The organism is Thermoanaerobacterium calidifontis (assembly GCF_055381745.1).
The window spans coordinates 275325-301633 of the sequence record NZ_AP042436.1 but is presented as its reverse complement, the minus strand read 5'-3'; the positions used below and the strand labels follow the sequence as shown (position 1 = coordinate 301633).

At 33.3% G+C, this 26309-nt stretch carries 23 protein-coding genes, 3 tRNA genes, 3 pseudogenes and 1 riboswitch; of the genes and pseudogenes, 8 read left to right on the top strand and 21 right to left on the bottom strand.

All coding sequences use genetic code 11. The features are described 5' to 3' along the window. Positions 1 to 31: 31 nt before the first annotated feature. Complete coding sequence (gene nifJ / locus ACZ42G_RS01560) at positions 32 to 3550, bottom strand: pyruvate:ferredoxin (flavodoxin) oxidoreductase (RefSeq protein WP_150200797.1); 3519 nt, start codon at positions 3548 to 3550, stop codon at positions 32 to 34. Positions 3551 to 3762: 212 nt separating this feature from the next. Between nifJ and ACZ42G_RS01555 the strand changes: the two genes are divergently transcribed. From ACZ42G_RS01555 to ACZ42G_RS01540, 4 genes are read left to right on the top strand one after another with little or no spacing between them, the layout of a single operon-like run. Beyond that, on the top strand, positions 3763 to 4380 hold the full coding sequence (locus ACZ42G_RS01555) for a TetR/AcrR family transcriptional regulator (RefSeq protein WP_045408834.1): 618 nt from the start codon (positions 3763 to 3765) through the stop codon (positions 4378 to 4380). A gap of 3 nt (positions 4381 to 4383) precedes the next feature. Beyond that, positions 4384 to 5127: an HlyD family secretion protein gene (locus tag ACZ42G_RS01550; protein ID WP_464851115.1), complete on the top strand. Its 744-nt coding sequence runs from the start codon at positions 4384 to 4386 to the stop codon at positions 5125 to 5127. Positions 5128 to 5140: 13 nt separating this feature from the next. Beyond that, complete coding sequence (locus tag ACZ42G_RS01545) at positions 5141 to 5884, top strand: ABC transporter ATP-binding protein (RefSeq protein WP_464851114.1); 744 nt, start codon at positions 5141 to 5143, stop codon at positions 5882 to 5884. Positions 5885 to 5900: 16 nt separating this feature from the next. After that, a complete protein-coding gene (locus tag ACZ42G_RS01540; RefSeq protein WP_085112784.1) occupies positions 5901 to 7025 on the top strand; it encodes an ABC transporter permease in 1125 nt (374 codons plus the stop codon). A gap of 14 nt (positions 7026 to 7039) precedes the next feature. Here the strand turns inward: ACZ42G_RS01540 and ACZ42G_RS01535 are convergent, their stop codons facing one another. Beyond that, complete coding sequence (locus ACZ42G_RS01535; protein ID WP_464851113.1) at positions 7040 to 7597, bottom strand: hypothetical protein; 558 nt, start codon at positions 7595 to 7597, stop codon at positions 7040 to 7042. A gap of 303 nt (positions 7598 to 7900) precedes the next feature. On the opposite strand from ACZ42G_RS01535, the gene ACZ42G_RS01530 reads away from it, so the two are divergent. Next, positions 7901 to 9178 carry a uracil-xanthine permease family protein gene (locus tag ACZ42G_RS01530; protein ID WP_464851112.1) on the top strand — a complete coding sequence of 426 codons (1278 nt, stop codon included), beginning with the start codon at positions 7901 to 7903 and terminating at the stop codon, positions 9176 to 9178. 51 nt (positions 9179 to 9229) lie between these two features. On the opposite strand, the gene ACZ42G_RS01525 is transcribed toward ACZ42G_RS01530, so the two are convergent. The 9 genes and pseudogenes from ACZ42G_RS01525 to ACZ42G_RS01485 all read right to left on the bottom strand — a co-directional run bounded on the left by ACZ42G_RS01525 (position 9230) and on the right by ACZ42G_RS01485 (position 16003). Further along, positions 9230 to 9565: a phage holin gene (locus ACZ42G_RS01525; protein WP_045408839.1), complete on the bottom strand. Its 336-nt coding sequence runs from the start codon at positions 9563 to 9565 to the stop codon at positions 9230 to 9232. Between the two features lie 5 nt (positions 9566 to 9570). Beyond that, complete coding sequence (locus ACZ42G_RS01520) at positions 9571 to 10224, bottom strand: N-acetylmuramoyl-L-alanine amidase family protein (RefSeq protein WP_274893877.1); 654 nt, start codon at positions 10222 to 10224, stop codon at positions 9571 to 9573. Between the two features lie 125 nt (positions 10225 to 10349). After that, on the bottom strand, positions 10350 to 12002 hold the full coding sequence (locus ACZ42G_RS01515; RefSeq protein WP_464851110.1) for a cobalamin B12-binding domain-containing protein: 1653 nt from the start codon (positions 12000 to 12002) through the stop codon (positions 10350 to 10352). Continuing rightward, on the bottom strand, positions 11999 to 13099 hold the full coding sequence (locus ACZ42G_RS01510; protein ID WP_464851109.1) for an NAD/NADP octopine/nopaline dehydrogenase family protein: 1101 nt from the start codon (positions 13097 to 13099) through the stop codon (positions 11999 to 12001). Before ACZ42G_RS01510 ends, ACZ42G_RS01515 begins: the two co-directional genes overlap by 4 nt. 108 nt (positions 13100 to 13207) lie before the next feature. Next, a riboswitch (cyclic di-AMP (ydaO/yuaA leader) is annotated at positions 13208 to 13331 on the bottom strand. 263 nt (positions 13332 to 13594) lie between these two features. Continuing rightward, entirely contained in the window at positions 13595 to 13777 is a 183-nt protein-coding gene (locus ACZ42G_RS01505) for a transposase (RefSeq protein ID WP_231560461.1), read from the bottom strand. Between the two features lie 49 nt (positions 13778 to 13826). Then, positions 13827 to 14351, bottom strand: a pseudogene (locus ACZ42G_RS01500) (RNA-guided endonuclease InsQ/TnpB family protein); the annotation flags it as partial. Next, a complete protein-coding gene (locus ACZ42G_RS01495) occupies positions 14312 to 14686 on the bottom strand; it encodes an RNA-guided endonuclease InsQ/TnpB family protein (protein ID WP_231560459.1) in 375 nt (124 codons plus the stop codon). The pseudogene ACZ42G_RS01500 and the gene ACZ42G_RS01495, both read right to left, overlap by 40 nt. Continuing rightward, positions 14683 to 15084, bottom strand: coding sequence for an IS200/IS605 family transposase (tnpA, locus tag ACZ42G_RS01490; RefSeq protein ID WP_464852080.1), 402 nt, complete (start codon positions 15082 to 15084; stop codon positions 14683 to 14685). Before tnpA ends, ACZ42G_RS01495 begins: the two co-directional genes overlap by 4 nt. 400 nt (positions 15085 to 15484) lie before the next feature. Continuing rightward, positions 15485 to 16003, bottom strand: coding sequence for a methyl-accepting chemotaxis protein (locus ACZ42G_RS01485; RefSeq protein WP_464852078.1), 519 nt, complete (start codon positions 16001 to 16003; stop codon positions 15485 to 15487). An 824-nt stretch (positions 16004 to 16827) separates the two neighbouring features. Between ACZ42G_RS01485 and ACZ42G_RS01480 the strand changes: the two genes are divergently transcribed. From ACZ42G_RS01480 to ACZ42G_RS01470, 3 genes are all read left to right on the top strand, one after another. Then, a tRNA-Leu gene (locus ACZ42G_RS01480) sits at positions 16828 to 16917 on the top strand. A 14-nt stretch (positions 16918 to 16931) separates the two neighbouring features. Next, positions 16932 to 17007 (top strand) — tRNA-Met (locus tag ACZ42G_RS01475). Positions 17008 to 17012: 5 nt separating this feature from the next. Then, positions 17013 to 17086 (top strand) — tRNA-Met (locus ACZ42G_RS01470). Here the strand turns inward: ACZ42G_RS01470 and ACZ42G_RS01465 are convergent. The 10 genes and pseudogenes from ACZ42G_RS01465 to ACZ42G_RS01420 all read right to left on the bottom strand — a co-directional run. Beyond that, a pseudogene (locus ACZ42G_RS01465) lies at positions 17046 to 17298 on the bottom strand (recombinase family protein); the annotation flags it as partial. The gene ACZ42G_RS01470 and the pseudogene ACZ42G_RS01465 overlap by 41 nt on opposite strands. A gap of 55 nt (positions 17299 to 17353) precedes the next feature. Further along, positions 17354 to 18157, bottom strand: a pseudogene (locus ACZ42G_RS01460) (Rpn family recombination-promoting nuclease/putative transposase). A gap of 151 nt (positions 18158 to 18308) precedes the next feature. Continuing rightward, on the bottom strand, positions 18309 to 18515 hold the full coding sequence (locus ACZ42G_RS01455; protein WP_274893872.1) for a hypothetical protein: 207 nt from the start codon (positions 18513 to 18515) through the stop codon (positions 18309 to 18311). Between the two features lie 129 nt (positions 18516 to 18644). Continuing rightward, a complete protein-coding gene (locus ACZ42G_RS01450) occupies positions 18645 to 18725 on the bottom strand; it encodes a hypothetical protein (protein WP_464852077.1) in 81 nt (26 codons plus the stop codon). A 468-nt stretch (positions 18726 to 19193) separates the two neighbouring features. After that, entirely contained in the window at positions 19194 to 19493 is a 300-nt protein-coding gene (locus tag ACZ42G_RS01445; protein ID WP_274893871.1) for a hypothetical protein, read from the bottom strand. Between the two features lie 122 nt (positions 19494 to 19615). Continuing rightward, on the bottom strand, positions 19616 to 20491 hold the full coding sequence (locus ACZ42G_RS01440; RefSeq protein WP_274893870.1) for a hypothetical protein: 876 nt from the start codon (positions 20489 to 20491) through the stop codon (positions 19616 to 19618). Between the two features lie 2 nt (positions 20492 to 20493). Continuing rightward, entirely contained in the window at positions 20494 to 21018 is a 525-nt protein-coding gene (locus ACZ42G_RS01435) for a hypothetical protein (protein ID WP_274893869.1), read from the bottom strand. Between the two features lie 56 nt (positions 21019 to 21074). Beyond that, entirely contained in the window at positions 21075 to 22157 is a 1083-nt protein-coding gene (locus ACZ42G_RS01430; RefSeq protein WP_274893868.1) for an RAMP superfamily CRISPR-associated protein, read from the bottom strand. Between the two features lie 4 nt (positions 22158 to 22161). Beyond that, positions 22162 to 25209: a CRISPR-associated protein Csx11 gene (locus ACZ42G_RS01425; protein ID WP_274893867.1), complete on the bottom strand. Its 3048-nt coding sequence runs from the start codon at positions 25207 to 25209 to the stop codon at positions 22162 to 22164. After that, on the bottom strand, positions 25197 to 26306 hold the full coding sequence (locus tag ACZ42G_RS01420) for an RAMP superfamily CRISPR-associated protein (RefSeq protein WP_274893866.1): 1110 nt from the start codon (positions 26304 to 26306) through the stop codon (positions 25197 to 25199). The genes ACZ42G_RS01425 and ACZ42G_RS01420 overlap by 13 nt, the downstream gene beginning before the upstream one ends. Between the last annotated feature and the right edge of the window lie 3 nt (positions 26307 to 26309).

The following is a 26309-nucleotide window of genomic DNA, read 5'->3' as shown; positions in this document are numbered from 1 at the left end:
AGTATGGCCTCAGCAACCGAGGCCATACTTTTTAAAGTTGTGAAAGAGACTTGTAGATTTCAAATCTTTCTTTTGCGTCTTTTGAAGACTCATCATACAGCTTTTGCGCCAAATCCGGGAAAAGTGTTTCTAATGATGAATACCTTATTTCGCCTTTTAAGAAGTCTATGTAAGACGCTGTCGGTTCTTTCGAATCCAATATAAATGGATTTTTCCCTTCGTCTTTAAGCTCCGGATTGTACCTATAAAGGTGCCAATATCCCGCATCAACTGCCTTTTTCTCTTCTTTAATGCTTGTACCCATTCCTGATTTTATACCGTGATTTATACATGGAGAGTAGGCGATTATAAGTGAAGGGCCTTTATATTTCTCCGCTTCAGCAATTGCCCTCACCGTATGATTCATATTTGCACCCAAGGCAATCTGAGCCACATAGACGTATCCATAGCTCATAGCCATCAAACCTAAATCCTTCTTCTTTATTTTTTTGCCGGATGCTGCGAATTTTGCAATAGCCGCTGTAGGTGTAGATTTTGACGACTGACCTCCTGTATTTGAGTAAACTTCAGTATCCAGCACAAGCACATTTACATCTTCTCCAGATGCCAACACATGATCCAGCCCTCCAAAACCTATATCATACGCCCACCCATCACCACCTATTATCCAATGGGACTTCTTGACAAGGTAATCTTTCAGTCTGTATATCTCCTGTACTATTTTATTAGATTTTAAATTTTCACGGCTAATTATATTTATGATTTTACTTGATGCAAGTTGAGATGCTTCACCATCATCCTTATTGTTTAGCCATTCTACAAAAGCATTTTTCAATTCATCAGGTATCTGAGTTTTAAGCGCTTCAGAGATTAATTCCCCAAGCCTCTGCCTTATTTTCTTGTTTGCGAGATATATGCCATATCCGTACTCTGCATTGTCCTCAAAAAGAGAATTTGCCCACGCAGGTCCTTTGCCTAAATCATTAGTTGTATATGGTATTGATGGTGCACTTCCGCCGTATATTGAAGAACACCCTGTGGCATTTGCTATTATCATCCTATCGCCAAACAACTGCGTCAATAGCTTTATATAAGGAGTCTCTCCACAGCCAGGGCACGCTCCATTAAATTCAAAGAGAGGCTTACAAAACTGGCTGCCTTTCAATGTAGTCTTTTCCATCACATTATCTTTTGGCTTAATCTTTACAGCAAACTCCCAATTGTCAACCTGATTTTCTATTTCTCCCTCTGCTGGCATCATCACAAGTGCCTTTCCAGGTGCTGGGCACACATCCGCACAGTTGCCACATCCTGTACAGTCTAAGGGACTTACCTGAATGCGATACTGAAACGCTTCAAGCCCTCTACCTACCGCTTTTTTGGTCTCAAAAGTAGGCGGTGCATTTCTCACTTCTTCATCGTTTAACAAAAACGGTCTTATAACAGCGTGAGGACATACCAATGAGCATTGGTTGCACTGTATGCATTTTTCTATCTGCCACTGCGGAATCATTACAGCTATGCCACGCTTCTCGTATGCTGTTGTTCCCAATGGAAATGTACCATCTTCCATGCCTGAAAAAGCACTTACGGGCAAATCATCGCCTTCATTTTTGGCCATAGGTTTTTGTATTTTGGTCAAAAATTCCGGTTCATCCTTGACAAAATCTTCATTTTCGACGACATTTTCCCATGAAGCCGGAACATTAACTTTTCGCAAAGACTCCAATGTCCTGTCAACAGCTTTAATATTCATGTCGACTATGTTTTGCCCTTTGCTGCCGTAAGTCTTTTGTATAGATTCTTTTAAGTACCTAATGGCATCTTCAAATGGTATTATATTGATAAGCCTAAAAAATACCGTCTGCATTATCATGTTTATCCTACCGCCTAAGCCTACTTCTCTTGCAATAGATATGGCGTCAATTGTATAAAAATTTATCTTGTTTTTGGCAATGTACCTTTTCATAGATGCTGGAAGCTTTTCGTCAAGTTCTGATTCACTCCAAGGGCAGTTTAAGACAAAGGTTCCACCGTTTTTTAGTCCCTTCAAAATGTCGTAGTTGTAAATAAAAGACTTGTTATGGCATGCTATATAATCGGCATGATACACAAGATAACTGGATTTTATAGGCTTCTGGCCAAATCTCAAATGAGATATGGTAGTTCCTCCTGATTTTTTGCTATCATACTGAAAATAACCTTGCACATAAAGATTTGTATTATCACCTATTATCTTTATGGCAGATTTATTTGCACCAACAGTTCCATCTGAGCCCAAGCCATAAAATTTGCAGCTTACAGTTCCTTGCGGCACAGTTTCTATTAATCTGCCTGCATCTAAAGACGTCATCGTCACATCATCTTTTATTCCTATCGTAAATCTATCTATCGGATTGTACTTTTTAAGGTTTTCATACACTGCTATGATTTGCGAAGGAGTCGTATCTTTTGAACCTAAACCGTATCTGCCTCCTACGATTATAGGCTTATCTTGTTTGCCAAAAAATGCTTTCACCACATCAAGGTATAAAGGTTCGCCGATAGACCCAGGCTCTTTTGTCCTGTCTAATACAGCTATCCTCTTGACTGTGCTTGGGACAGCATTTAAAAAGTGCTTTTCTGAAAACGGCCTGTAAAGCCTAACTTTTACAAGTCCAACTTTCTCGCCTAACCCCAAAAGATAATCAATCGTTTCCTCAATTGTCTCACATACAGAGCCCATCGCTACTATTACGTATTCAGCATCTTTTGCCCCGTAGTAGTCAAACAAATGATACTCCCTACCTGTCAATTCTTTTATTTTCTCCATATAGAATGAAACTACATCTGGTACCTTTTCATAAAATTTATTTGCTGCTTCTCTTCCTTGAAAGTATATGTCAGGGTTCTGGGCAGTTCCTCTTACCACCGGGTGTTCAGAATTTAGCGCTCTATTCCTGAATTCATTTATTGCATCATAATCTACAAGCTTTTTTAAATCCTCGTAATCAATAACTTCAATCTTTTTTATCTCGTGGGATGTCCTAAAACCGTCAAAGAAGTGCAAAAATGGCACTCTCGACTTAATTGCGCTAAAGTGTGCAATACACCCTAAATCCATCACTTCTTGAACGCTGTTTGACGCAAGAAGTGCAAATCCTGTTTGCCTACATGCCATCACATCCTGATGGTCTCCAAAGATAGATAAGGCATGTGCTGCTATGGCACGGGCACTTACGTGAAAAACACCAGGCAAAAGCTCACCTGCAATTTTGTACATATTGGGTATCATAAGGAGAAGACCTTGTGATGCTGTGTATGTAGTCGTCAGTGCACCTCCTTGTAGCGATCCATGTACCGCTCCTGCGGCACCTGCTTCTGATTGCATCTCTACCACTTTAACCGTATCTCCAAAGATATTTTTTTTGCCATGTGCAGACCATTCATCTACACTCTCCGCCATTGGCGACGACGGAGTGATGGGGTATATGGCAGCAACCTCTGTAAAAGCGTATGATGCATACGCTGCAGCAGTATTTCCATCCATAGATTTCATTTCGACAGTCATAAATATTTAACCCTCCTTGTTCAAATAAAGCAATATTAAATTTTGCTAAAATTAGTATTTCATAAAAAATGATTATCATACATATTACTGCCAGTTTGTTTATAAGCTTAATACACTTTGATAGTACAATCTAAATTTTGTCATATTGACAATCTTTTCATAGTAGAATATAATAAATAAAAATGAGTGAGCACTCACTTGGAGGTGTATAAATGAAAAAAGATGATATTTCAACAGAAGAAAAGATCATAAATGCATCAATTGAACTTTTTAGCGAAAAAGGATTTGACAGCACAAAGACAAGCGAAATTGCCAAAAATGCAGGCGTCGCAGAAGGAACTATATTTAGGTACTTTAAAACAAAAAAAGATATACTTATGTCCATCGTCACAAAAGCAATCCAATTTTTTTCTGAAAAGTTCATCGTATTGCCTCTAAATAAAGTTCTTCACTCTGAAAAACCAGAAGAAGAAATTCTCGCAGATTTACTGAAAGACAGGTATGAAATGATCTCAAAAAATTTTTCAATAATCAAAGTGATAGGCACAGAAGCATTGACAAAAGAAAAAATACGCGAAAAACTGGTGGAACACGTTGCAATAAAGACACTGGAAATAGGAGAAGAATTTTATCAGAATGGCATTGAAAAAGGCATATTTAGGGATTTGCCTCCACGTACTGTTGTCCGCTCGCTTTTTGGCTCTATAATGATGCTTATAGCAGAACAGCAATTTTTCCCCGATGACAAAAAATCAAAAGATGTGGACAAAGAAATCAGCACAATCGTGGAGATCTTTATGAATGGCATAAAATCGAGAAAGGAGCAGTAGCCTATGAAGCGTTTAATGGTGTTTATAGCATTATTAGTCATATCAATATTCATCATCTCAGGATGTTCAAATACAAGTTCAAATGAAAACAAATACTCTGGAACAATTGAAGCAACAACAGTAAGCGTTCAATCAGAAATATCTGGACGCATTTTAGATTTATACGTTAGTCCAGGTGAACAAGTTAAAAAGGGAGACAAGATAGCTTTGCTTGATGTCAGCCAATATGAAGAACAGGCAAAAGAAGCAAGAGCAGCTCTCGATATGGCAAAATTAAATTACGAACAAATCAAAAATGGACCCAAGGAACAGGCCGACATTGCAAATCTTAAAGTAGAGCAAGCTCAAGCAGCCTATGATCTGTCTAATCTAATGGTTAAAAAAGGTGTCATAACATCTCCTATTAGCGGTACTATTACAGACACATATTTTAATGCAGGTGAAATCATAACTCCAGGCGGTAATATAGCTGAAATATCTGATCTAAGCAATCTTTGGATTAAAATATACGTCCCAGAAAAATACTTGTACAAAGTATCCCTTAATAAAGATGTTGCCATAAGCGTAAACTTCATTAATAAGAAAATAAGCGGTAAAGTCGTGTACATTTCTCCAAATGGTGAATTTACACCCAAAAATGCTACTACAGAGTCTTCAAAAGAGGACATCGTATATGAGGTAAAAATACAAATAAAAGACAATGTTAAAGAATTAAAGCCTGGAATGCTGGCAGATGTGACTATATGATGAAGGTGATAAAATGGACTACGTCATAGAATTAAAAGATTTGACAAAGCGCTTTGGCAACATCACTGCCGTAGATAAGCTTTCAATTAAAGTTCCGTCCGGCAAAATCTTCGGCCTATTAGGCCCAAATGGATCTGGAAAGTCAACAACGATACGAATGATATGTGGAATAATAAAACCCACATCTGGTCACGGCACAGTCCTGGGCTTTGACATTGTAAAAGAAAGTGAAAAGATAAAAAAGTCCATCGGATACATGTCACAGAAATTTAGCCTTTATGAGGATTTAACTGTTAAGGAAAATATGGACTTTTACTCCAGTATATATGGGCTTGACAAAAAAGAAAGAACCGAAAGAGAAAGAATCATAATCGACATGATGGAATTACATGACCGTGAAAACCAAATAGTCAGCACACTATCGGGAGGGTGGAAGCAAAGGTTGTCTCTTGGATGTGCCCTTTTGCACAATCCTAAATTCATCATACTTGATGAACCAACATCAGGTGTAGACCCTGTCTCAAGGAGACTTTTCTGGAACACAATAAAAAAACTTACATCAGAAGGGCTATCTGTATTAGTCACAACACACTACATGGAAGAAGCTCAAGAAAGCGATTTTGTCGCATTCATGTTTAACGGCCATCTTTTGACGTTTGGCACACCTTCAGAAATCGTCAGAGAAAACAATTCAAACAACCTTGAAGATGTCTTTATAAAATACGTCAATGAGCATGGCGGTATGGACAAATTGTAATGAAAGGATAGTAGATATGAGTATTTCAAGGCTTTTTGCCATAATAAAAAAGGAATTTATACAGATAAAGAGAGATAAACCAAGTTTAGTAATATCAATAGTAATGCCTCTTGCTATGCTTTTTCTCTTCGGATACGCCGTATCTACAGAAGTAGACCATATACCAATGGCAGTATTTGATCAAAGCAAGACGCAGGAAAGTCGAGATTTCATAAATGCATATAGAAATTCACTGTACTTCAATCCTGAATATTATGTGGATAATATTGATGAACTCAACAATCTCATTGATACAGGAAAAGTAAAGGCGGGACTTATCATTCCGCCAGATTTCTCACAATATAAAAACAAGATGACAAACGTATTGCTTAAAATTGACGGTTCCGATCCCACAACAGCACGGACTGCACTATCAAGCGGTATAATGGTGGCCCAGTACTTCTCAAACAAAAATACAGAGGAAGAATTGTCTAAGAAAGGTATGCACATACCTAATATAGGCATAGACTTAAGTACAAAAGTCGAATACAACCCTGATTTAAACACATTGACATTTACCATACCTGGACTTTTAGGATTAGTAATGCAGAACATAACGATAATATTGACGGCTTTTGCCTTAGTAAGGGAAAAAGAAAAAGGCACAATGGAACAGCTTATCGTGACGCCTATAAAGTCAGTAGAACTTATGATAGGAAAATTGATACCATATATTCTAATCGGATATACAGATTTTCTAATGGTTCTTGCCTTAAGCATTTATTGGTTCCGCGTTCCTGTAAATGGCAGCATATTTTTACTGCTTCTTTTAGGCTTTGACTTTATAATATGCGCTCTCGCTATAGGTATGCTTATATCAACAGCAGCAAAGACTCAAACGCAGGCAATGCAAGGCGCTTTCATGGTGCTTTTGCCCACAATAATTTTATCAGGGTTCATATTTCCAAGAGAACAAATGCCTTCTGTCATAAGAGCAATAAGTGATGTCATTCCACTCACATATTTTCTCGACATATTGAGGGGAATAATAATAAAAGGAATAAGCGCAAACATATTATTAAACCAAATCATAATTATGACATCTATGGGATTTGCATTGCTCTTAATCGCCGTATTAAGATTCAGAAAGAGGCTTGACTAAGCCTCTTTCTGCAATTATTTGGCATTAATAAACTTAGACGAAATATTATTCATAACTTCGTATATTCTTGATGTACTTTCAAGTCTTGGATATTTCAAATTTACAAAGTTTGATTCCTTAATAAATTTAAGATACTCATTAAATAAAATATCATATTTATTTGACATATCTTTTATATAACTTTCATCCTGTACATTAACTTTATTATTATGTATATCACTAATAACTTTATCTGTTGCTTCTTTTATGTTATGAAGGAAACCATATTCAAAATATCCAACATTTTTACTATTCAATTTACCTTTTAAAATATATAAATTATTATATTGAACAAAATGCTCTAAATTCTTATAACTATCTTCTATCAATTGTTCATCATGAAAATCCTTAAATTTCACACTTTCTAAAATTGCTCTATTTTCATCCATTAGATTTGCATAATAGTAAAGATAAACCAATTCATGTTTATAGATGAAATATTTAGAAATTATTATTGATGATAAAATTATTATCAATATATTCATCAATATAAATAAATATAGTAACTTTTTATTTTTTAATTTAATTATCATTAAATATCCACATCCAATCAAAAATCTTTACATTTTTATTTTAAAACATTTTTCAAATCATTCCAATAAAAAATTCTTGTAATCCTTAGACGTTTAATACACTTTTGTTTTAACAGCATAATTGCAACTTTAAAATATCATATAGACAATCTTATTTTTGTATGTTATAATTTTTGTAGTTTAATAAGACCCTTTAAAATTAGTCCAGTGAGGCTAAAAAGGAGGAACGATATTGCTGCATATCTATATGTTTGTCCTCCTTGAGAGGGTTTTTTTATGCCAAAAATTAAAGGAGGAATCGTCATGAAAAACAAATTTTACGGTATACAAGATGTACCGCCTATCAATGAAGCTGTTCCGCTGTCCTTTCAACATGTCTTTGCAATGTTTGGCGCAACAATACTGGTACCTCTTTTGACAGGATTAGACCCTGCCGTAACGTTGTTTACATCAGGTCTTGGTACATTAATATTTCACTTAATGACAAAAGGAAAAGTTCCTGCATATTTAGGTTCATCATTCGCATTTATCGCTCCTATAATAGCAGCGACAAAAGCTTACGGCGTAAGAGGCGCTTTCACCGGCATGATAGCCGCGGGGCTTGTGTACGTGGCAGTTTTCATAATAATAAGCTTAACCGGCATCGATTGGATTGAAAGGATTCTTCCCTCTGTAGTAGTAGGTCCTGTTGTAATGATCATTGGCTTAAGCTTGGCACCTACAGCGATACAAGAAGCACAAAAGGACTTGCCTACGGCTTTAGTTACAGCCGCACTTGTAATAATATTCAGCATGTTTGGAAAAGGATTCATGAAAGTTATACCAATTTTACTAGGAACCATCGGCGGATACATCTTCGCCATATTCAGAGGTCTTGTGGATTTTTCTCCTGTCGCTAAAGCTTCGTGGATTGCTGTACCGAAATTTTCATTTCTTATCGGTCATTCACCAGTGCTTGCATGGGGTGCTGTGACACTTATTGCACCTTTAGCATTAGTTGCAATAATCGAAGATCTAGGTCATGTCCTTGTAATAGGAAATATAGTTGATAAGGATTTGATAAAAGATCCAGGTTTTCATAGAGTCATGCTGGGAAATGGCTTAGCAACGTCAATAGCTGCACTGTTTGGCGGTCCACCAAGCACGACGTATGGAGAAAATATCGGTGTTTTAGCCATGACAAAAGTATACAGCTCAAGAGTCATAGAAGGTGCCGCTGTCATAGCGATACTTCTAAGCTTTATCCAGAAGATAGGAGCACTTATACAAGTCATACCGCAAGCTGTAATGGGCGGTGTCACCATAATCCTATTTGGAATGATTGCAGCCGCAGGTATAAGAACATTAGTAGAAAATAAGGTTGACTTTTCTGACAGCAGAAATTTGATAATAGCATCAGTAATCTTAACTCTCGGTGTCGGCGGCATCAAAATAGGATCAGGAAATTTCGTGTTTGAAGGCGTCGGTCCTGCAACACTAGCAGGTATAATCTTAAATTTAGTTCTTCCTAAAATCAAACTTACAAAACCAGAAGGCGAAAAATCGAAAGTAAAAAACGACAGCGTCATTACACAAGCGTAAAAAAAAGACTACTGCAAGACTACGCTAATATAGCTTGCAGCAGTCATTTTTTTAAACTTTTTTGCTTGTGGTGCTAAGCCCCTTTAGATTTAATACGTAGTTCATCTCAAACACAGCAGCTTCAATTAATTTGTCTATTTCTTCATCCGTCAGCTTGTTTCCCACTATCTTCTTTATAAGGTTTACCGCTTCTGCTTTTTTATCAGCACCATTTCCCGCACCAAATTCCTGCTCTACTCCTCTTACAATCATTTTCGCTATCTCGAAATACCTTTTTGTCTTTTCAGTGCCTATCTTTGAATACAAATAATTTATGACATAGCCTAATGTAGCAAGTATCACCAATTGCAGCCCTGCTGTCAATATAGTCATGATTAGGTCTTTCATTTTCTTTAACCCCCTATAATTTTTAATAATGCACCTGCAATATCTTTCCACTTTACATAACTTTCTGGATCGTAGTAATCAGAGATTATGCCCATTTGATGAAGTTTTTCTATATCATTGGAACCATTCGTCTGCTTTAAACCTACAGTATTTAATATTCCATTTGAAATAGATGCAGCATACAGATTTTGTTTATTCAAAAGAAGATCTAAATCATCCTTATTTGTTATAAACCCTAATTCAACTAATATTGATGGCATATTTGTATGATGTAATACATAGAAGTTAGCTGTTTTTACACCTCTATCTGCTGTTTTTAAATTTGTCACAATAGCTTGCTGCACGCTTTTTGCCAATTTTGCTCCGGAAGTGCTTCCAGGATATGAATAAGTTTCTGTCCCCTTCGCAGAAGAATCTTTAAAGCTGTTACAGTGAATTGAAACAAAGTAATCTGCATTGTTTTTATTGGCAATATCGCACCTTTCGCTAAGCCCCAACGTTATATCTTTATCCCTTGTCAAAATTACATCTACATTGTTTGCTTCTAAAACGTCCCTCAATTTAAGAGATACGCTTAAGTTTATATCTTTTTCAAAATAGCCATATCCTATAGCACCACTGTCAGAACCGCCATGGCCAGGATCTACAACTATTAACAATTATTCATCACCTCCTATTGTATTTGCCTCTCCTTATAATATGTTTTTCTCAAAAAAAATTTATATAGAAAACATAAAAAAAAACGGATGTATATTTTGTGTATACACCCGATAATAACTATTTTTTAAGCTACGATTATGAGTTTTTGGTAATTTTGAATTATGTTATATATTCTTTCTTCCTCTTTAATAATCCTATTGCTATCATAGTCATAGGCATAGCACGCACCATTTACGACCTTTGTAGTCAGCATGCCACTTGCGCTTTTATTTCCTTTAAGATGCGGTGCGTCTAAAATTCCCAATTTTATCGCCAATGATAGTGTATGTGGATCTGACAGCGGATCACTGCATAGTGTATTAAGATCCTTTATGGCATTGATTATTACCATCGCATCATTTATTAGTTCCTCTTTCCTCTTTAAAAAATCTAAATCTTGAGTAAAATCAAACATGCCAGATAAGGTATTTTTTATTACAGCTTTTACAATCTTCACACTTTCTATTATATCATCTGGCGTAGCAGCATGATGTGCTTCACAAAAACCTACAACATGATATATGTGAGGCTTTATCGCCATGGAAAGATATGCGCTGGAAGCAAGCTGCCCTTTCGCCTCAAAAAGATCCTGCGGCATACTTGCAAGCCCCGCCCTCGCCTGTCTCAACACTCTAAAGTTATCATCCTGAAGGCTTTCAACAAGTTCTATAGATGCCAGCATTTTAGCAAGGTCCATTTTAGGAGATGTAGCCGGCGGAACGTTAAACATAAACTGTGCTATATATGTCTTTACACCCATTCTCTTAGCATTGTACGCTGCAAGATAGCTTGCCGCCACATAAATGGCATCATGTGCACCTCTAAGCCCCCAGTGATGTGCTTCATTTACCTCAACGGGTATGTTTCTGTCGCCGTGCCACTTCATCAACATCTGGTTCTCTCTAATGGATTCTTCTACTTCTCTTGGCCCCCTGCCATCTAGTACATTGTACCAGCAAAGGGGTATAGCTGCCCAGGCATTGTTTATCGTGTCTTTTAACACTTTTGCCATTTTAAAGACATCATTCGTTCCACTGTAACATCTAAGCAGCGGATAATTTCCACGCCTTGACTCATCGTAAAGTCTTTTGAATTCTTCTTCAGTCCTTATAGGCACACCACCTGCCCCATCAAGCGATGCTTTATACTTTTTATCAAAAAAGTGCTCTTGCGTATTTTGATCAGGGGCTATAGATATCACATCGAGAATTTTTTCTTCCGCAATCCTCCTTACACCTTTAAGCGTATCATCATACGAAGGCAACCCAAAGTGATGCCTTATTATAGGATAAGGATAGCTTTTCTCAATCCTTTCAACCACATCTTTACCATATTCTATTTCGCTATGTGAAGCTTTCTCTCCTCTTAGGTATGAAATTGTGTACTCATCACCAAAAGTTCCATCAAAAATTTCCTCAAATATTCCTGACTCTTTTGCAACTAAGCAATTGGGCTCTGTGCCTCCAAATATCCATCTAATATTGTTCAAACCATATTTTCGTATTTTATCTTTAAGCTCATTCAATATGATTTTCAGTGTTTCTGGAGTCAGTCTATAACTTACACCTACTATATCAGGTTTCTTTAAAGTCACTGTATCTACCAACTTATCAATAGATGTAGCAGGACCTAAAAAATCCACTTTATACCCTTCCTGCTCTGCCATATTTAAAAATCTATATACTCCCGCAACATGGACGTCATTTTCTATAGAAGCTGCAATAATATATTTTTTCATGCGACAGTGATCTCCTCCTTTAACCCCTCTATCATTTCCTTTATTTCTTCTACGCTTTTCCCTTCCAATCCCAGTTTCCCTACTGTGCGCCCGATTTTCCAATAGTTCACCTCATGCATACACGATGCCAAATGAATTATGGAATCTATAGTATAAGTAGGAATGCCTAATTGTTTGCCAATCGATGAAATAGGCACCAAGCTCATTGGCACATCTTCAAAAATGTACCTACTATTAAGATTTTTTGGCGCAAGCAAGCCTCTATAAGCATCTGTCTTTTGAATCGCATCATACAGATTGTCTGCAATAACGCCGTATGCATCTTTAAGCCAATCAAGCGCTGTAACAGCATTGACACCTAAAGCGTGGGCAACTGCTATTCTCTCCCTGTCCATTCTTTCCAATATTTTAGCCACCGAAGGTGATATGCCTTCCAGATAATATTGAAAATCACCTTCTGTAGTCTCTATTCTTGCAGAATTCAAAAGTGTAGGCGCTGGATGAAAGATAGAACCTATATTATTTAAACTAGTCTCTAAAACATTTTCAGCAGGTACTATCTGCGAATAAGCCAATCTCAATAAATCAACAACATAATCAGCCTTCCAAGCCGGTATAGATGCCAGTGAAACCACATCTTTTATCCTGAAAATTTTTGAAATGCCATTATTCGATCTGCAAGCATATATAAACGTATCAGTCTCTGCTACTACCACATTTATATCGTCTCTAATTTTAACAATGTTATAAAACTCTATAGCGCCAAAAGTTCTTCCCGGATTCAAAACTATTATCTGATCATTTCTTAAGTGTGGTAACATTTCATAAGCTATGTCACTGTGTCCAGACGCAGGAACAGTCACCATGATTATGTCTGCATCTTTTATAGCGTCTTCCATATCGTCAGTGACCATATTAAGCTTTGCAAATCCATCTACGACACCTTCAAGATAGATACCACCATTATTTAAAATAGGAACTAATTTCTCACGAGATCTGTTGTACAAATTGACTGTAAAACCCATCAACGAAAGATGTGCCGCCATCGCCTGCCCACCATTGCCAGCACCAATGACAGAAAAAATAGGTAATCTCATTTAAAAACCTCCTTCTATTTTAGAGTATTAAAAAAGCCATAGAGAAAATCTATAGCTGAAACCCGGCAACTAATAGAAGGTAGTTGTACCAAATATATTCATGCTACTTCCTCCTCTTTCAACGCTTACGAGGTTAGCTGACGGGTTAGGGTCGAAAGATAACCCCTCCATACAAATGGATTCACCCCAAAATTGGTTTCCCCGTTTCATACGAATTCAGCGTTATAGCATATTATTAAATTAATTAAATTATACCATAGCAAAATTCCATTTGCAAATATATTAAAAAAATGTAAATTTTGTAACAAAACTGTGTCTAAATTTATAAACACTCTGGTTGCAGTGGGCGGTTATTTTTTTGGTGAACCTACTCCATCCTATAGAGGGTGGAGCTTCCTACTTCATAGACCGTTGCCTACTGCTATTCACAGCAGGTCTTACACAATCTCCATAGGCGTAACTTCGGGAGGAACCTTCCCTACAAAATTATTACTCTTATGCTGCTATGCCTAATTGTTTTAATCCTTCATATAGTACATTCATTGCTGCATTTACATCTCTGTCTATCTCTAATCCGCACTCGCATTTGTGTATTCTTACTGATAAGTCTTTTTCTACTACTTCCCCGCATCTTGAACATCTTTGTGATGTATATGCTGGATTTACTTTTACGAAGATTTTTCCCTTCTTTTTCTGCTTTATACTGGAGATATTTGTCTAACATTCCCCATCCTGCATTTGCTATTGATTTTGCAAGTTTATGATTTTTCATCATATTTTTTACTTGCAAATCTTCAATGCATATGATGTCATTATGTTTTACTATGTTATAGCTTATCTTATGTAGATAGTCCCTTCTCTGATTCGCTACTTTTTCATGAAGTTTCGCTAATCTTTTCTTTTGCTTTTCTCTGTTTTTGCTTCCTTTCTTTTTTCTTGAAAGTTGTCTTTGCAGTCTTTTTAGTTTCTTCTCTGATTTTTGTAGCCATTTAGGATTTGAGTATAATTCTCCATCTGATGTTGCAGCTATTGAGTTTATTCCTTTGTCTACTCCTATTGCTTTTTCTCTTATGACTGTTTTTTCTTTTTCTTCTTCTACTTCAACTGATAGATTTATATACCACTTTCCTGCATGGTATTTTATGTTTATTGTTTTGACTTTTGTTGGATCAAAGTTCCTATGTGCTTTGATTTTTATATGTCCTATATTTTTTATGTATACATATTCCCAAAGTTTCTTTTTGCTTCGCATTGCGGAAGTGTTATGGATGTATAGTGATATTTATCTTTGAATTTAGGATATTTGGCTCTTTTGTCAAAGAAGTTTTTATATGCTCTATCTAATCTTCTCAACACATCCTGTAATATTTGCGACTGTACTAATTTGTATTCTGTATGTTCTTTTTTATATTTTGGAAGCATGTTCTGCTGTTCTTTATATGTAAGTCCTTTGCCATATTGTTTGTAATGTTTTATTCTTTGATCCAGTGAATAGTTGTATAATTTGCGGCACAAATACAATGTATAAAAAAGCTTTTCTTCTTGTTCTTTTGTTGGCTCTATGAGAAAATGCTGACATATCATCATCTTTTCTCACCTTGGCTTTCTATATACTGTTTTATAACTTCTATAGGTGCACTACCAGTTGTAAGAAGGCAATAACTTCTTGACCAAAAATATTCTTTCCAAAGTTTTTGTTTTATCTGCGGATATTCTTTTTTTATGAGTCTAGACGATGCACTTTTATAAGCGTTAATGAATTTAGATATTTCAGAGTTTGGCTCTGCTTTGAAAAGTATGTGTACATGGTCTTTATCGTGATTCCATTCTTGCAGTGATATATTATAATTAGGTGATATATTCTCAAATATCTCCTTTAATCTATTTGATATGTTATCGTCTATTACTTTTCTTCTGTATTTTACAACCATTATAAGATGATAATACAATAAGAATACTGAATGATTATTATTATCTAATATCAGCATTATATCACCACTTCACTCTTTTACTCCTGATAATATTATAACATATAATTCCATGGTAGACAATAGAAATTCATCTCCCACCTAAAGAGAATGGGAGACTTCTTTCAAGTTTTTATTAAAATAATCGAATCATTATGTTTACCAGAAGATCTATCAGAAGAAATTTTGAAGTAGAATGAAATACATCTTTCATGCTTTTAGAGTTCAGTCTAACAGTATGCTTAAAAAATATTTTTTATCTTCTCTGATATTTGTTTGATAACAGCAATTGATAGAAGCAAATTATTGCCTCTATAAAAATAAAAGCACTCCTGCAAAATAAGCAGAGGTGCGCTATAAATTCAGATTTTTTTCTTGAGCAAATCGAAAATAAAAAATCCACACTGCTTTTATAATCCTATAAATTCCTTGCTAATTCTTCTAAAAGTTGAGAAGTAGCGCTTAATTCTTCTATGGATGAACTAATTTCTTCAAAAGCAGTAGCTTGTGTCTCAAAAAATGAACTTGATGCATTTATTTTGTCAGAAATACTTTTAATAGATTCCTGTATTTTTTCCAATATTGAGTCTATTCTACTTATTGATTCACTGCTGCTATTAGATAGCTTTCGTATCTCTTCAGCAACTACAGTAAAGCCCTTACCTTTTTCACCAGCTCTTGCGGCCTCAATGGCTGCGTTCAATCCCAATAAATTAGTTTGTTTAGAAATATTCTGAACAAATTTTAAAATATCATCAGTGCCCTTTGTATTTTCAATAGCTTTATTTACTTCTTCCAATATCTTAGTATTAGAATTAACCACAATTTCGACTCCAGAGGAAACCTCTTGAATGGCCGAAGATATTTGCTCAAGCGATGATGCAAGATTTTCGGATAGTGATAATACTTTGTGTCTTTTTTCTAAACTTTTCCCCATAAGTAAAACCCCAATTACAGTATCATCGTAGTCTTTTATAGGGATAGCATATGACTTAAACGGCACTCCATACACTTCTTTCGGTACATCTTTTATAATGTAGTTTCCAGTTCTAATGGCTTCAAAAGCTGCACCACCTTCTGGAATTGCATCACCTACTTTTGCATTAATAGGAAGCTCATCACAATTTTTTATCTCCAAATATTTTTCTCTATCTACAATGGCAAAAGATACACTGTCCTCAAAAAGTAATGGTAAAAAAGTTGTTAACTTATTAAAAAACTCAAGCATTTCATCTTTAGATACAGTTATCAATTTTAGTCCTCCTTAATTCGTTAATTTTTTAACTTCTCATAAAGCGCTATAATAAATTATATAGAATTAACGACTTTTGTCAAATTTAGCTAATATTTTTCGATCCTTCATAGGTAAGCTAAAAACATTTATTCACATCTTTTGTAAAATTGTAAAATTACTTTCTTCTTATGTAAATTAGGCCAATATCAATCAATCATTCTTGATAATTTTAAACATCCCACCTTCCTATAAACCTTAAAAGTAATTTCTAAAATGTCTCGATATCCTGTGCTTTTTGCCTTATCCAATGTAGACGACAAATTTAACTTTATATAAATATATTCTGCATAATTCTTCTAATTCCTTCTTTGTAAATTAAATAAAAAAACAATTGATTACTATTAGTCACTTTCATCATCAAATATGTCAAAATTTTATTGTAATCTACACCGAATAATATGGCATAAAGGTATTGACTAATAGTCTTTTATGTAATATAATTAATGATGTCGCTGGTTGATGTGATTGCCGGAGTGGCGGAACTGGCAGACGCACAGGACTTAAAATCCTGCGGGCCTTTAAAGCCCGTACCGGTTCGATTCCGGTCTCCGGCACCAATTGAATAGTACATCGCGGGGTGGAGCAGTTGGCAGCTCGTCGGGCTCATAACCCGGAGGTCGCAGGTTCAAGTCCTGCCCCCGCAACCAAACATGGCGGCGTAGCTCAGTTGGCTAGAGCATGCGGTTCATACCCGCAGTGTCGGTGGTTCGACTCCACTCGCCGCTACTTCCAAAGAACGGAAATCATCACCTATCCCGAAATAGAATTCACATTTTATTTCAGTTGGATAAACGGTGATTTTTTTATATATTTTTTCAGCACTTCCTTTATTTTTTTGGATCGCTTAAAGAATTAATTACCTCTCTATCTGCATTGAATATTTTCATGACTATTTCAGGAGTAATAAAACTTGTTTCTTTCTTCCTTTCTATTTTTTTACAGATACCATGAATCTTCGAAAACCAATTTATCCTAATTCTTCAATTTTTTTATCTACTTTTTTGGTAACTCTGTAATTTCTGCTATTCTATCTATGTCCATACCTTCTTTTAATAACTTTTTTGCTATTTTTATGTTTTTTCTTTTTCGCCTTTTTTAATTCCTTTTTCTGTGCCTTTTTCTATTATCATTTTGTACATTTCAGATTATTCAATCCTAAACATCCTTATCATCTCCAGAAAAACTTTCTCAATAACTTCTCTTTTATAAATTATGCCCGATAATATTTCTGCCTTAAACGCTATGTCTTTCTTTTTGTTTATGTCTAATGGAATATCTTTTATAGCCTCACACATCTTTCCAGATATTTTTCTCCTTCTTCTTTCCTTTTATTTTGATCCATCATTGAAAGAAGCGAATACAAGTCATAATAGTCTGTTTCTACAACATCAGTATATTTTATGTCGCCGACATTTATTATTTTGTATTTATAGTCTAATGTGTTTTGTTCTTCAAAGTCGTAGTTTAAGCTATTTTCCATGTTTGCATTATCTTTGCCTATATAAATTACTATCTAATATGGTAAGAGATTATGCTTTTCCATTATCTCCAAGGAATATCTAAGCATCCTGTAAGGCATCTTTTCGTCATTTTCTGATTGAAATTCTATATGAACAGCCACTTTTCCTTTGTCTGTTGTACATTTGAATATCATGCCACTGTCTCTGCGTTCTACTCTTGCAAATTCTATATTTAGTTCATCGATTTTCGTATATTGCAGTCCTAAAAAATAACTCATTATGTCATCAGACATATCAGAAAAATATTTTTCATCGTTATATCGTATTTTCGGCTCATACATCTTCCTTCCATTTCTCTGCTTTCTTAATATATAAAGACCATAAAAATATACAAAAAAATAAAAGCACTTCTACAAAATAAGCAGAGGTGCACTATAAATTCGGATTTTTTGTTTTGAGCAAAGCGAAAACGAAAAATCCGTACTGCTTTATTTGATTTTATTTGACTTATTATATCTCCCGGCAGCAATAATCCCTAATATTTCCAAACCAATACATACACCTATAAAAAGTCCTCTTGAAAAATCTCTAACTTTGTATCTTATGATAATTTCTATAAAAGAAATAAGTAAAGCACCTGCAAAAATAAGTTGATAGCCTAATCTACTATTTTTTAACCGCTTTCTTAAAAGCATTTATAAATCCCACCTTCATTATACAAGAACGAAACTTTAAAATGTTGTTTACTTTATTCTCATCGTGTTATAATATAAGTGAGAGTAATCGGCACCACAAAGTGCGGTCGCCCAGCGTAAGTTATAAAGTTATAACCACTCTGGTTGCAGCAGGGTGGTTATTATTTTTTTGTTAAAACTAAGAATTGCTATGACGAACATTCCAAACATTATCATTAGAGATAATGTTTCATATGTATTCATCATAAGCAACCACTTCCCTTCGTGGGAAAGTTGCAACCACACCCTGCTATATCCGATTACTCTATCCATATAATACTACAATTATATAAATTCTACAATATAGAAAGATAGAATATATAATCTGCTTCTAAACCAGTAACTTTCCAGATAAAACTCTCTTTCTTCGTCTATTAGGCAATACCAGCTTAAGTAGCTTTAAAATAATCGAATCATTAAGCCATTCTCTTTTTGCAAGAAAACATATCAATGTCAATCTCTCTTGCTTAATAATTTAATAATCTCTCATTCTTCCTGATAAAAGCTAAAACGTAAATTCCTATATTATCATCGATGTCCTGCACTTTTTGCATTATCTAAGGTAGACGACAATTTACTACACAATCTAACAACTTTATATAACATAATTCTACATAATTCTTCAAATTCCTCCTTGCACTATAAATCTTTTAAATCTTTTATTATTTGTTTTATCAATTCTACAATCAGTACACCTATAATCGACCATTGTATAATGTTAAACTGAAAATGTAGAAAAACTCTTAAGAAATCTAATACCGTCAAAACCGACATTATTTCTATATATTGTTCTAAAGACATTTTGTAAGCAGCTTCTTTTGAATAATTATAATATTTTATCATTATTTTATTGCTAATATATATAAACAAAATACCAAGTATGCCTGCACTAATTAAAGGTACAACAAAATGCAGTAACTCTCTTACTATTAATGGCATCTGATCACTCCTGCCTTTAATTTTAAAACAAGCACTCAAATTGCCACAACCTCTCTTAAATTAGAGAGGTTGCTTATTTTTGATGATAAAAATTTACTCATAAGTAAATAAAATTTTAAAAACTATTTAGTTTTTATTAATTTACCTTTAAAAAGTTGGTAATTTCTTAAGTTCTCTCTATTGATTATTTTACTCCCTATGTTTACAAAATAATTTGCATTTAAAATTCTAGGCGTATTTTGACTAAAGTCAGATTCTATAAGTAATTTGATTTCTCCTTCAAAATTTATCATATTGGAAAATTTAAAAAAATGTTTTAAAGTTAGATTATCTTTCTCATTATATAAAAACAAATAACCATTTTCATCCAAATCCCACTTTTTAAGTTCTTGATTTACATCTCCGTCTTTGTTATTTAGTTCACTGATTTCAATTAATTTCAACTCTCCAAAGCCATATTTAGCATCTCCGCCAATATATATCTTTAAAGAACTTTTAAAAAAACTTTTAATATTATCTATCATATCATCTTCTAGTCCAACTAATCCTATCCAATAAAGCTGTTTTGGTTTATCCCTATTTTGCTTTGATACTGGCAATATAAATTCAAATTCATGAATGCTTTCATCTTTTGCTTTCCTTGATAATGGCTCTATTGCAGTTGATACAATAGTATCCACAAAATCAAATTTAAATTCATCCTCAAAATAATCTCCTATGTAAAAATTCCCCTCTTTATATTTAGGAAATAGCGGTTCTTTATTTAAACATTCATCCCTTTCGTATTTTATACATGGATAAAAATTAGTTATATGCTCAAATATTCTTTTAGCCTTATCAATTTCGTTAAATCTTTTTGCTCTTAAATACTGATTAGTTAAAGCCCCCCACATAGTCCAACCAGGTATAAAAATTTCAGTTTCGTTTATAACTCCCCATTTAATTGAACCAATATGTATAGGCTGGATTTGCTTAAAAATCAGTTCATACCACTTCATTCTTATTCCTCCATAGCCTTTGCATGGTAACGAGCATAAATTAATGTTTTTTCTAATAAATCTTTGAAGAAGAGAAGTGTGTCTATTTCATTTGCTAAATTAATAAAATATTCATTTAGCTTTTTTCGTCTTTCTTTCTCTTTTTTTTCTTTTAATTTTTTCATTTCTTCTGATCTATTATTTGTTGTATCCGAATCTATTTCCTTAATTTCTTTTTCTAAATCAAAAATTTCTTTTCCCAAGCCAGAAATTTCTTTAATTAAATTCTCATAATTTAAAGAATTCGTTACATACTTATCTAACTCTGCAATTTTCTTTAACAATTTAAAAATACGCATACTTTCCAAATTTATGTTAGGAGAAAATTCACAACCAATTTTATATAAAGCATATACCCACATAGCATAAACTCCATCATTAGAAAGTACACCTAAAAATTTATTGATTTCATTTGCATCTAAAATTTTCTCATCTACAATTTCAAAAGCAATTTGACTGATAACACTTTCTAAGCTATTCTTTCCCACCATTACTCCCTCCTGTATTTTATGAATCAGAATAATTGAACTTTAACTTTTCAATTTCAATCTAATTCATTAATTCTTAATCTTCCAAAACCTCTCGTTGTCATACCGCCGATACCTAAGGTTTCAAAAAAGTGTTTGGAATCATTTAAAGCGTCTTTTAGCATATCATAATCAGGTAAATCATTTGTTTTGTCTAATCCTACAAAAGTTGATTTATCAAATATTCTCAAATTGCCGTAAAATATCGTTCCCCGCGGAATTGCTTCTGAAGTAAATAATGCTCCTTCTTTTGCAGCACCAGTTATCGGATCTATAGATACGGATGTCCTAACCTCAAGGTTAGAATTCACAATTTGTGAAAATATCTCTTTTGATACAATAATAATATCTTCATAATTTAACATAAACTTTTCAATTTTAATTTTATTTAAGTCTATCGACATATTTTCTATTTTATATGGCAAGTAAAGCCATCCGATATTTATATAACCAGCTTCTTTATCTTTTTCAATTTCTTTTAATGCATAAACATACTCATGATTTTCATCATTATTAACTTTTAACTCACCATTAAATAAATTAGCATTTTCCAATATTTCTTTTGTAGTAATCCATTTAGTACCTAACATTGTAAATACAGGAAAGAACAAAATATTTAAGTCACTAAAATACATCATACCTTGCCAACTCATATCTCTTTTTGAATAACCAAAACCTTTGCAAACTATACAATGTCCACAATGACCAGTTTCTTTTTCCCTGCTTTCCTCTAAAGTAGCAGTAGATAAGTCATCATGTCCTGCACATTTTATTCCTGCATATCTATTGCCTTCAAATTTCACAACCCATTCTGGTGAATTTTGAATAAAAATTTCCTCTAACTTCTTATCTCTTCTTTCATTTTTTTTAATTCGCATCTCGTCATCTTCAAAAAATTCATGGATTTTTAGAGCCACATAATACCTCCAAGTCCCTGCTATACTTGAACCAGGAATTTTAGGAAGTCTATTTATTGGATCCCTCACAATTGTATTATCAACTCGTCCTATTGTATATCCTCCTGTTCCAACATAAATTGGGTCCATCGCCATACCATAAATTTTAACCTCTTTATCAAATTTATTTGTATTTTCACACATTGTTTTATACCTCCTTCAATGATTTATGCCAAAAATCAAACATATCTAAAATTAACATTAAATTTTCTTCAGTCATTTTATCTTTTAATTCCTTATAAAAATCGCTATTATCTGTATTTATTCCTAAAATATCAGCAATACCATTTTTTAACTCAACATCTTTCTTTAAATCAAGAATATTTATAAAACTTGAAGCAAGATGCTCCTTAAATTTTTCACAATCATTAATCTTATCATAAATTATAGAAATTAAATTATGCAATTTAGTAGTTCTAATACTTTTGTTATTCTTCCCTCCAAATAAATCCCTAAATTTTTTAAATTTGCTCCAATATTCTTCAATACTATATGGTCTTTGTTTTTTAATATATAATCTTCTCTTTCCACCTCTCTCGCTACTTATATCACTATTCTCCGCATAGTAGATATCATTTCTTCTAACATTTGCATCTAAAAATTCAAAATCAAAAGTATTGGGGATAATATTGATTTCTTCACTTTCTCCAATTTCGTCAATATCTAGTATACAGTGCATACCTCTATCTTCGGGGTTAATATAAAATTTGTATCCTTTGGAATGATTACCATAATATAAAGAGTAATATCTATGAGTATTGTTTAGCGATTCCTCAATCTTTTGGCATTTTAATATATCCTTAACTTTAGACGCTTTCACTTCCGTTATTAGTTGTTTTGTGTTCTCTAAATCCCTCCTAATTTTCCTTAAAGCTTCTATACCAACATACAGAGGATTTTTATAATTCTGTACTACTATACCTATATGAAGTGGTAGTTTTCCATAAACAAATTTAAAACTTTCATTATATTTTTTCATAACATTATCAATCAAATTTAGTACATACTCAGCAGGTATAATAAACTGCCAACTAATTGGAGTAGGGTCTATAATTGATAAATAAGGTCGATAATCTTCTGTTTTTGCTGCGCTTAAATCAAGTGACACACTTATATCTTTCTTATCCTCACATCGTTTTAAATTAAATTTTGTATCATTTGTCAAATCCTTAATATAAGATATCAAATAAACTTTGCCTTTATTAGCCCAAAAAACTGCTTCTCCATCATAATACTCTCCATCTGGGATATCTTCATCTTTACCGTTAATTTTTATATCTTTCCAAAAATATCTTTTTATCCTCTTATCTGGGATATCCGCATAAGCACATATATTCTTCTTTATATCTTCAAAAAACTCCTGAGTACTCTCCCATATTCTTCTCAATCTCGCTGGAGAAGGATTTTTCCGAAGAAGAAATTGAAGAATAAGCATAGATAAAAATTTTATGTCATCATCAGTTAATTGAGCCCACATTATTTTTCTTTCATTAAAGTCTATTTTTTGTTTTAAAGGTTTATTGTTGTTATCATCCCAATCAGATAGTTTCTTGCATATAAATTCTTCCCATCTGTCACCTATAGAACGTTCAAGTAATAAACTTTCTATAACATCATTTTTGACCTTGCATTTATGAAGAGATTTATCTGTATAATTTTTCAAAACAGTATCTGCAACTTCTTTGTCTTGATTATTTCTATAAATATCCTTAAGATCGTCTTTCAGCTTATTAACTTCTTTCATAAAATCAATGCCTTTTTGCAACGTTATACTATTTAGCATATCTCCATTTAACCAGTCATGCAATTCAAACTTAATTGTCACCAATGCAACTTTATCATTCTTATCTTTCAATTCATCCATCCAAATAGTTTCTTTACTCGTATCTTCAAGCCATTTATCAATCCTACCTTGCGTTTTTTCTTTTAGACATATATCACATATATTTTTATTTTCGCCACTTTTATCTTTTTCAAACACAAATCTTTGTCCACAAACCTGACATATACCAATTGCTCTCCTACTTTCTGATTTTTCTATGCATACATCAGTTTGTTTTTTGCTCCAGTCTACTCTTAAGAAATTTTCTCTTGCTTTCTCAAGAATATAACTTAAATTCATCAGGCCTCTTGAAGCTTTAGTAAGAAAGATTGCGGGATAAAACTCACCAAAAGATTTATCTTCACAAATTGCCAATATTTTATCTTTTATTTCACCTATATGTAACTCCGCAAGAGTGTTATCTTTTTGTGAATCCTCAACTAAATCTTCTCCAACTAATAAATATATTCCTGTTTCATCCCTGTATATTTCATTTCCAATGGGATATTCATATTCCAAAAGCTTCTTTATTTCCTCATCTATTTTTCCTACAGTTTCTCTATACCATTGTATTTGTTGAGGTTTGTAACCTTTTTCTGCTAATCTGAGTTTATCGTACTGTATACCAAGAATACGCCATTTGATGTTACTATAATACTTTTTATAATCCTCCACCTTTTTCTTGCTGTCTTTAAGAATAGTTAAATTAGATAATACGGCCTTAAACATTGTAGCAGTCATATAGGCTTGATCCCAAAGGGTAACATCATTTATTGGAAAACGAGAGTCACTTAAGAGTCTCGAATACCAATTTTTAATCTCCGTGAAAATAAATTTTCTTATTTTTTGCCAGTCAGGATTTGTGTAATAATTGTTACTAGATAAGAAGTTGTTAAGCTTATTGTAAAAGCAAATTCTTTGATCATCTAAATCATGCAACTCTACTTTTTTCTTAAAAGAACCAAAAGCATCCGAAATCCATAAATTACCTTTTATTTGTTCTCCAAGACTGCCTTTATCTATACCGGAATTTATGTTTTCGCATCCACGAAAGAAAACTTTTTTAACAAATTCTGAAGAACTTTTGCTACCTTGCATTATTTCTTTCAGCTTTAATGATTGAAAACTTAAGTTTACTTGTACAGAATCTATAAAATCTTTAAGTTGTTTATTAATTTGTTTAAGTTCGTTATCCAGATATTTATCAACATATTCTTTGTATGTCGACCATATACAATTTGAATTTGGAAAATATGGTTTCCAAAATGAAAATCCCACATGTGTTTTACCTAAATTAAATAACAATGCACCTATTTCCGCTTTTAAAATCTCATCTTTATAATTTTTTAAGTTTTCCAAATTCAATTCTGGCATTTCAACCACCCTTTTTCTTTAAGTTCCTCTTTTATCTCTAAATCTTCATTTACATAATAATATTTTTCACTAAATTCAAAAGTTCCCCATCCAAGTTTTGTTTTTGCACCTACACCATTTTGGGATATTTTTTCAATTGCCAATAAAATATTATTCAAATCATTTTCCGCTTCGCTTTTTAATATGTCATTTTCATTTAACATGCCATCAAACGGAATGTATATAATCTGTAATATCCCTTCTGTACTTTCAGGAACCACTTCATAATAAATAGGCTGTGTACCTGCTCTTTTCCTTCTATCATGAGGATTAAACACTTCCAGCGATAATCTATCAAAGTATGTAGGATAGAATATAGCTCTTCCTTTATGAGTATTTATAGATTCAATTTTCGCAAAATATTCATCATTTAATATATTAAAAATTTCTTCCCTAGTATTGGCTTTTCTTATATTTTCTAACATTTCTTTTGTTAATTTAATGCCAAATTCAAAAAGTAATAGTCTAAATAATGAATCTTTTAAATATTTAATAGTGTAAGCCTCATTCTCTAATCTTTTCTTATAATAATATTCTAAACTTTTCATATATTCTGATCCTGTACCAAAAATTCTAATATAGCTTTCTATTAAAGTTCGATTTCTCTCCTTGTCACCTATATCAATATTTTCATTAATTAAGTCCTTGAAAGCATTAGCCAAAGTACCTTTCCATCCACTTCCTCGCACCATTGGCACTTTAAAAGCTTTTTCTTTTAATACAGGATTTGAAATTATATAAAAATCATCATCATCTTTTGAAAAATATGGCTGTTTTAATTTAAATTTTGACCAAATAATAAATGAATACGGAAAAAGTTTTTTAATATATACGCTAACATTCTCACAATTATCTAAAATTCCTGATATATTCTGTATTTTGTTTTTATCCCCTATACAATAAATTTTATTGTCTTTTTTGAAATTCTCCAATTCATCCTCTTTGCTATTAACAAAACCATATTTCAAAATTATAAAAGGCTTTATGTTTTCTTCGCATTCACTTAAAAATTTATTTTTATCATTTTTATATTCTACAAAAGAATCATATGTTGGCATCTT

Coding starts and splice junctions, on each gene's coding strand:
- nifJ (WP_150200797.1), bottom strand. CDS start 3,550: ATGACTGTCGAAATGAAATCTATGGATGGAAATACTGCTGCAGCGTAT.
- ACZ42G_RS01485 (WP_464852078.1), bottom strand. CDS start 16,003: ATGGGGAAAAGTTTAGAAAAAAGACACAAAGTATTATCACTATCCGAA.
- ACZ42G_RS01510 (WP_464851109.1), bottom strand. CDS start 13,099: ATGAGATTACCTATTTTTTCTGTCATTGGTGCTGGCAATGGTGGGCAG.
- ACZ42G_RS01495 (WP_231560459.1), bottom strand. CDS start 14,686: ATGATGATATGTCAGCATTTTCTCATAGAGCCAACAAAAGAACAAGAA.
- ACZ42G_RS01540 (WP_085112784.1), top strand. CDS start 5,901: ATGAGTATTTCAAGGCTTTTTGCCATAATAAAAAAGGAATTTATACAG.
- ACZ42G_RS01445 (WP_274893871.1), bottom strand. CDS start 19,493: ATGCCATTAATAGTAAGAGAGTTACTGCATTTTGTTGTACCTTTAATT.
- ACZ42G_RS01550 (WP_464851115.1), top strand. CDS start 4,384: ATGAAGCGTTTAATGGTGTTTATAGCATTATTAGTCATATCAATATTC.
- ACZ42G_RS01515 (WP_464851110.1), bottom strand. CDS start 12,002: ATGAAAAAATATATTATTGCAGCTTCTATAGAAAATGACGTCCATGTT.
- ACZ42G_RS01545 (WP_464851114.1), top strand. CDS start 5,141: ATGGACTACGTCATAGAATTAAAAGATTTGACAAAGCGCTTTGGCAAC.
- ACZ42G_RS01525 (WP_045408839.1), bottom strand. CDS start 9,565: ATGAAAGACCTAATCATGACTATATTGACAGCAGGGCTGCAATTGGTG.
- ACZ42G_RS01530 (WP_464851112.1), top strand. CDS start 7,901: ATGAAAAACAAATTTTACGGTATACAAGATGTACCGCCTATCAATGAA.
- ACZ42G_RS01535 (WP_464851113.1), bottom strand. CDS start 7,597: ATGATAATTAAATTAAAAAATAAAAAGTTACTATATTTATTTATATTG.
- ACZ42G_RS01425 (WP_274893867.1), bottom strand. CDS start 25,209: ATGCCAGAATTGAATTTGGAAAACTTAAAAAATTATAAAGATGAGATT.
- ACZ42G_RS01455 (WP_274893872.1), bottom strand. CDS start 18,515: ATGCTTTTAAGAAAGCGGTTAAAAAATAGTAGATTAGGCTATCAACTT.
- ACZ42G_RS01430 (WP_274893868.1), bottom strand. CDS start 22,157: ATGTGTGAAAATACAAATAAATTTGATAAAGAGGTTAAAATTTATGGT.
- ACZ42G_RS01440 (WP_274893870.1), bottom strand. CDS start 20,491: ATGAAGTGGTATGAACTGATTTTTAAGCAAATCCAGCCTATACATATT.
- ACZ42G_RS01450 (WP_464852077.1), bottom strand. CDS start 18,725: ATGTTTGGAATGTTCGTCATAGCAATTCTTAGTTTTAACAAAAAAATA.
- ACZ42G_RS01555 (WP_045408834.1), top strand. CDS start 3,763: ATGAAAAAAGATGATATTTCAACAGAAGAAAAGATCATAAATGCATCA.
- ACZ42G_RS01420 (WP_274893866.1), bottom strand. CDS start 26,306: ATGCCAACATATGATTCTTTTGTAGAATATAAAAATGATAAAAATAAA.